The organism is Microcoleus sp. N3A4, from assembly GCF_036701805.1.
In the GTDB taxonomy this organism is placed as follows: domain Bacteria; phylum Cyanobacteriota; class Cyanobacteriia; order Cyanobacteriales; family Microcoleaceae; genus Microcoleus.
The window spans coordinates 24,726-30,820 of record NZ_JAUBRJ010000085.1 but is presented as its reverse complement, the minus strand read 5'-3'; the positions used below and the strand labels follow the sequence as shown (position 1 = coordinate 30,820).

General features: G+C 48.7%; 2 protein-coding genes and 1 pseudogene. 2 read left to right on the top strand and 1 reads right to left on the bottom strand.

Annotation, left to right across the window (positions count from 1 at the left end; genetic code table 11):
- Window positions 1-72 precede the first annotated feature (72 nt).
- Window positions 73-204: pseudogene (locus QUA56_RS31805) on the top strand (RNA-guided endonuclease TnpB family protein); the annotation flags it as partial.
- A gap of 109 nt (window positions 205-313) precedes the next feature.
- Entirely contained in the window at window positions 314-3,715 is a 3,402-nt protein-coding gene (locus tag QUA56_RS31800; protein WP_333366534.1) for a PAS domain S-box protein, read from the top strand.
- A 20-nt stretch (window positions 3,716-3,735) separates the two neighbouring features.
- Here QUA56_RS31800 and QUA56_RS31795 read toward each other — a convergent pair whose 3' ends face one another.
- The gene (locus QUA56_RS31795) at window positions 3,736-5,952 is read right to left on the bottom strand and encodes a polysaccharide biosynthesis tyrosine autokinase (RefSeq protein WP_333366532.1); all 2,217 of its coding nucleotides are present in this window, start codon (window positions 5,950-5,952) and stop codon (window positions 3,736-3,738) included.
- Window positions 5,953-6,095 lie beyond the last annotated feature (143 nt).

The following is a 6,095-nucleotide window of genomic DNA, read 5'->3' as shown; positions in this document are numbered from 1 at the left end:
GGAATGATGGGAAACTATCACGTTCCGTTTTGGAGAGCAGTGGAGGAGGCGACTCCTTCACTGACTTTAATTATTGTGCGAAAAGCAATCCCAAATGTGTTCAGCAATGGGATAGGGAGCTGCGTAGTTCAGCCAAGGCGGGTCAATCCGCTCGAAGTAAAAAAGAAAGGGGAGGGACTTAATGCCTCCCATTGTCATAGATAAATGACTATACTTTTACAAGCTATAAACTAGGAATTAGCGGGTCAGCAACACAAGTGCAAGTACGATCGATCGCACAGGAAAGCCGAAATGTTGCAATTTCTTAAAGATTATGTCATTTAACCACAATTTTATTCCGCAAGGTGAATGTTGCCAGTGGCCACCCCAGTTGATGGGACTGCACGCGGTCAGCGATTTGTTAATTGCCTTGGCTTATTACTCAATTCCAGCGATTCTGACATACTTTGCCCGGAAGCAGCGGGACGTGCCTTTGAGCAAAGGGTTTCTCCTATTGGGAACCTGGTTTTTCTGCGGCGGGACAACTCACTTGATGCAAGTTTGGATGCTGGTGCATCCCAGCTACTGGCTGTCAAGTTCGATCGCGGCCGTTACTGCTGTCATCTCTCTGTGGGCTGTCGCGGAACTGATACCGGGGGTTTCTCAAGTGTTGACGTTGGCTGGGGCGGCCTCTTTTGCAACAAATACAGTGCTGGGAACTGAAAAGGTCGATCGGCTGCAAGGCGGATCTGCTATTATAAATTCCGTCCGCTCCTCCACAACCGAACTCCAGCAAATTAACCAGCAATTGCTCGCAGAAATAACGCAGCGCGAGCGAGTCGAGGAACTCTTGCTTGACACTGTAGGCAAGCTGCAAGAAAGCGAAGAACGCTTCCGCGTTTTTCAGGAACTATCTCTAGACGGATTTAACCTGTTCCGCAGCATTCGCGACGAATCGACAATTGTGGATTTTGAATGGGAATACGTCAATCCCGCAGCGGCAAAAATTCAGCAGAGTACCCCTGAAGAATTAATCGGCAAGCGATTGCTAGAAGTGCGGTCAGGTCATAAAGATAGCGGTTTGTTCGACCGTTTCGTGCAAGTTGTAGAAACAGGAATTACCCTGGATACCGAGATTTATTACAACAGCGACGGCATTGTCGGCTGGTTTCGGATTATGACCGTTAAATTGGGCGACGGCATTGCTATTTCTTTTAGCGATATTACTGGGCGCAAGCAAGTAGAAGCATCCCTGCGCGAGGCGCTGCAAAAACTCACTTCTCATTTTGAAAATACGCCCCTAGCGGTGATTGAGTGGGATGAAAACTTTCGGATCGGCGGGTGGTCGCCGGCGGCCCAGAAGATTTTTGGGTGGAAGGCAACAGAAGTTTTAGGCAAGCATTTTAGCGAATGTAACTTTATTTCTCAGGGCGATTTTGAAGATGTGCAATCGGCTATTTATAGTTTAAAAAACCCACGCGATCGCTGCAATGTAGTTCGCAACAGCAATTATAATAAGTCCGGTTCGCTGGTGCACTGCGAGTGGTACAATTCCGCTTTTTACAGCGATTCGGGACAGTTGATATCGGTGCTGTCTCTGGTTTTGGACGTGACGGAACGCTTTAAATTTCTGGAAGTGCTGCGACAGTCTGAAGAGCGGTTTCGGATTGCTGCAGAAAGTGCCAGCGATTTGATTTACGAATGGGATATCGAAACCGGGATCGTGCTGTGGTTCGGTCACGTAGACGAACATTTGGAGTACGAAAAAGGCGGATTTCCGAGGACGAGAGCAGCTTGGAACAGTATCTTGCACCCGATCGACCGCGATCGAGTCCTGGCTGCGATCGATCGGTATTTGAGCGCGCCAGACAGTTCTGCCGCCCCATTTTTTCAGGAATACCGCGTTCAGTGCCAGCGGGGCGGCTTGCTCCACTGGATCGATCGGGGCAAAGCAGTGCTTGACAAACAAGGCAATCCCTGCAAGTGGATCGGCGTGATTAGCGACATCAGCGATCGCAAAGAGGCCGAAGAACAGCGGAATCTAGCCTTGGCGCGGGAACAGGCCGCCCGCCGCGAAGCCGAAGCCAGCGAACAGTTGTACCGCGTCCTCGCTGAAGCCATCCCGCAAATAGTTTGGACTGCCACAGCCGACGGCTGGCTGGACTACTACAACCAACGCTGGTTTGAATATACTGGCTTGACGCTGGAGGAAACTCAAGGCTGGGGGTGGCAGCTAGCCCTGCATCCAGATGACGTGGAAGATTCTGTAGAACGCTGGAATACCTCCGTACAGACGGGGATGACTTACGAGGTGGAATACCGCTTTAAACGGGCATCTGACGGGGCTTACCGCTGGCATCTGGGCAGGGCATTGCCCGTGCGGGACGCTGAAGGGAAAATTCTCAAATGGTTCGGGACTTGTACGGATATTGACGATCGCCAGCGATCGGCCCAAACAGCCTATTTTCGCGCTCGAGCTTTGGCTTTGCTGTCGTCGGCTTCCCTCGATTACGAGGAGGCGCTGCAAGGTTTGGCAGATTTAACAGTACCGGGGCTGGGGGATTGGTGCTGCGTGCATTTGGTCGATACGGACGGCTCGATCCGCTTGCAAGCAGTTGCTCACTCAGATCCGAGCAAAGTCGCTCTGCTGTGGCAAATCGATCGGCGCTTGCCGCTAGACCCCCAGGGACGGCACGGAGTAGCAAAGGTGCTGCGGACTGGGGAGTCGAAGCTCTACCCAGAAATACCGGACTGGGTGATCGAGGCGGTTGTGCCCGACAGGGAACTGCTGTTCGTGCTGCGATCTCAGGCGCTGTCGGCAATCTGCGTGCCGCTGATCGCTCGCGGGCGGACGCTGGGAGCGATTTCGCTGCTGTGCGGGGAGTCCGGCCGCCGCTGCGGGGAGGGGGATTTGCTGTTGTTGGAGGATTTGGCGCGGGATGCGGCGGTGGCGATCGACAATGCGCGGCTTTACCGGGAAGCAGCGGAGGCCAACCGGATTAAAGACGAGTTTTTGGGCACGCTTTCTCACGAGTTGCGGACGCCTCTGAACGCGATTTTGGGCTGGGCCCAGATACTGCGGCACCGCCAGTTGAGTGCCGAAAAAACGGCTGTGGGTTTGGAGACTATTGAGCGAAACGCGCGGTTGCAGACTCAGATGATTGAGGATTTGCTGGACGTTTCTCGGATTGTGAGCGGTAAAGTGTGTTTGAAGCTGTGCCCGGTGGATTTGGTGCGGATTGTAGAAACGGCAGTGAAAGCGCTCAGCCCTGATGCTGAAGCTAGGGGAATTGAATTGGCGAGTTTTTGCGGCGAAGGGGTGAGCTCGGTGAGGGGCGATGCTACTCGTTTGCAGCAGGTGGTGTGGAATTTGCTCTCGAATGCGATTAAGTTTACGCCGCCGTCCGGTCGCGTGGAAATTAGGCTCTCGGAGGAGGGGGAACCGGCAACAGCGGGTAATGCCATGTTGTCTCCCCCGTCTCCGGTTCACTCTGTTTCGATCGCCGTCAGCGATACGGGAATTGGCATCAGCAAGGAGTTTTTGCCGTTTGTGTTCGATCGCTTCCGCCAAGCTGACAGCACTTCTACGCGCAATTACGGCGGGCTGGGACTGGGATTGGCGATCGTCCGCCATCTCGTGGAAATCCACGGCGGCACTGTCTGGGCCGAAAGTCCCGGGGAAGGACTCGGCTCGACTTTCGGAGTGCGGCTGCCAATTGAGTCAGTCAACAGTTAACAGTTAACTGTTGTTATTGGTTACTGGTTATTCGTTCTTTTATTGATACCAGGACTCTGCTCTTGAGCGTAAGATTCATTGGTAAAATAGTAATGGCTGTGCGGTTCGTTTTTAGGAATTACTCCATTCACCACTAAGCCCAGAACGTGCTGGCTTGATTTCTTCAACAGCTCTTTCGCAAAAGCCACAGTACCAGAATGAAGAACTCCAGGTCGCACTACCAATAAAATCCCATCTGCTTTATTCCCCAAAATCAGAGCATCAGCAGCAACATTTAAAGCAGGAGCATCAACGATCACTGCATCATAACTAGCCGAAAATTGCTTAATTAATAAAGTGACCCGCTGCGAGTCCAACAGAGCCATTGGATTAGGCGGAATCACCCCGCAAGTCAGCACATCTAAATTATCCATAACTTGGGCGATCGCATCCCCAAACCCAGCTTGTCCGACTATCACATTGCTCAAACCTACTTGATTGGGAAGTTCCCAAATCCGATGTTGAACAGGACAGTGCATATCCGCATCTACCAGCAAAACCTTCCGTCCTAATTGAGCTATAGCTACAGCCAAATTAGCCGATACAGTAGACTTGCCTTCTTGCGGTAGCGAACTACTGACAACAATCACTTTCAGCTCTTTATCCGAACTCAGAAACCTCAGATTTGCCTGAAGCATTCGGTAAGCAGCACTGCTCGAAGTATGAGGAGTATCTCTAACAACAATCTGTCGGGAAGATAGTTCTAAATCTTGTGCAGCCAACTTAAGTGGTCGGGAATTGCGCCGAGTATTTTTTTCAGACTTTCTATGGAAAGGAATCACCCCCAACAAAGTAAATCCAAACAATTCCCTCGCCTCTTCAATAGTTTTCACAGACTTATCTTGAGATTCTAAAATCAGCGCCGCAGCTACGGCCAGCAGAGTTCCCAAGAAGCAGCCCGATACTAGCAATAAATACTTGCGATAAAGCCCTGGTTCTTCCGGAACACTCGGCTTTTGGATAATCCGAGCATTCCCCACTTGCTGATTTTCAGTAATCCGAATTTGCTGGAGTTTTTTCTGCAATTCTTCATAATCAGCTTCGGCTTCTTGGAGTTTCCTTTCAAGTTCCCGCTTTTGCTTCTCTAGCTTCGGCAAAGCTTTTACCCGCTGCTTGTAGCCAGCTAGAGCATTTGATAGAATAGTAACTCGCTCAGCCAAACCCTGGTGTTCTACATCTACCTTGATAAATTCTTCGATCAGTTTTGGTTTCACCTCTCCTATCTGTAAACTTTGATTTGGCAACGGCTGTTGCCCGCCTAAAACTTGTTGTATTTGTTGGTCTAATAAAGCTTTCATAGTAGCTTTCTTAGTTTCTAACCTAGTTATTATAGGCGAATTATCCAGGTAGCGATTTTGCTCAATTGCTAACTGTCGCTCTATTTGTTTGTATTCTTTGAGAGCTTCCTGCACAGTGCTAGATTGGCTGAGAGTGCTGGCGGTCAATGCTTGCTGGGGATTCATTTGTAATTCGTTTTCAAATGCTTTAGACTTAGCACTTGCCTTGAGAAAATCAGACTTAGCTTGGTCGATTTGACTTTCTAGTTCTGCCATAACTGCCACTGCTGATTTAGCTTCTTCTTCAAGATTTACAACTTTATTGTCTTCTTTAAATTTGCTCAATTCTGCCGCTGCTTTTCGCATAGCTTTGTCTGAATTTGGCAGTTTTTTTTCAATAAACTGTCGAACAGACACAGCTTCTAGGCGATTGACTTTTTGATTGTTATCAATATAATAATTCATCATAATTTTTACGACATCTGCTGCTACTTTCGGGTTTTTGTCTTTGTATGAAACGCTGAGAATATCAGCTCCCCGGATAGTAGCTACTGTCAGATTTTTCAAAAAATCTTTTGTTTTGAGATGATTATTGTTTTCGTCTTTTAACTGAAGTCTATTTATAGTTTTTTCGACACTTTCTAGAGAACGAATTAGTTCGATCTCGGTAATCAGAGGGTTACTTTGCTCGGCCGCCGGAGTCAACTGTCCGATTTCTTTTCCCAATTCTGTTAAAGCAGAGCCAGGAGTTGTTTTCTTAAATAACAGCTTTCCTTCTGCTTCATAGATGGGCTTTTCCTCGATCGCACTGTAGCTGACGAGTGCAATAACCGAGGCAAATACAACTAAGGCTGGCAGCCACCTGCGCTTAATAATCTGCCAGTATTGCTGAAATTCGATACCATTTTCTATTGATTCCATCAGTTACTCCCGAAAAATGATTTTTTGTAAGCAGTAATACCCTAGGCTTTTAAACTCATTATTGAGGATGTCTATTCTATCACTTAAGTCAAGCACTGTCATGGTTTTAAGAAATATGTTTGCACTCCCATAACGAGAAAATT

Bases quoted from the DNA above. Each gene is read 5' to 3' on its own strand.
- QUA56_RS31800 (WP_333366534.1), top strand. From the start codon at position 314: ATGTCATTTAACCACAATTTTATTCCGCAAGGTGAATGTTGCCAGTGG.
- QUA56_RS31795 (WP_333366532.1), bottom strand. From the start codon at position 5,952: ATGGAATCAATAGAAAATGGTATCGAATTTCAGCAATACTGGCAGATT.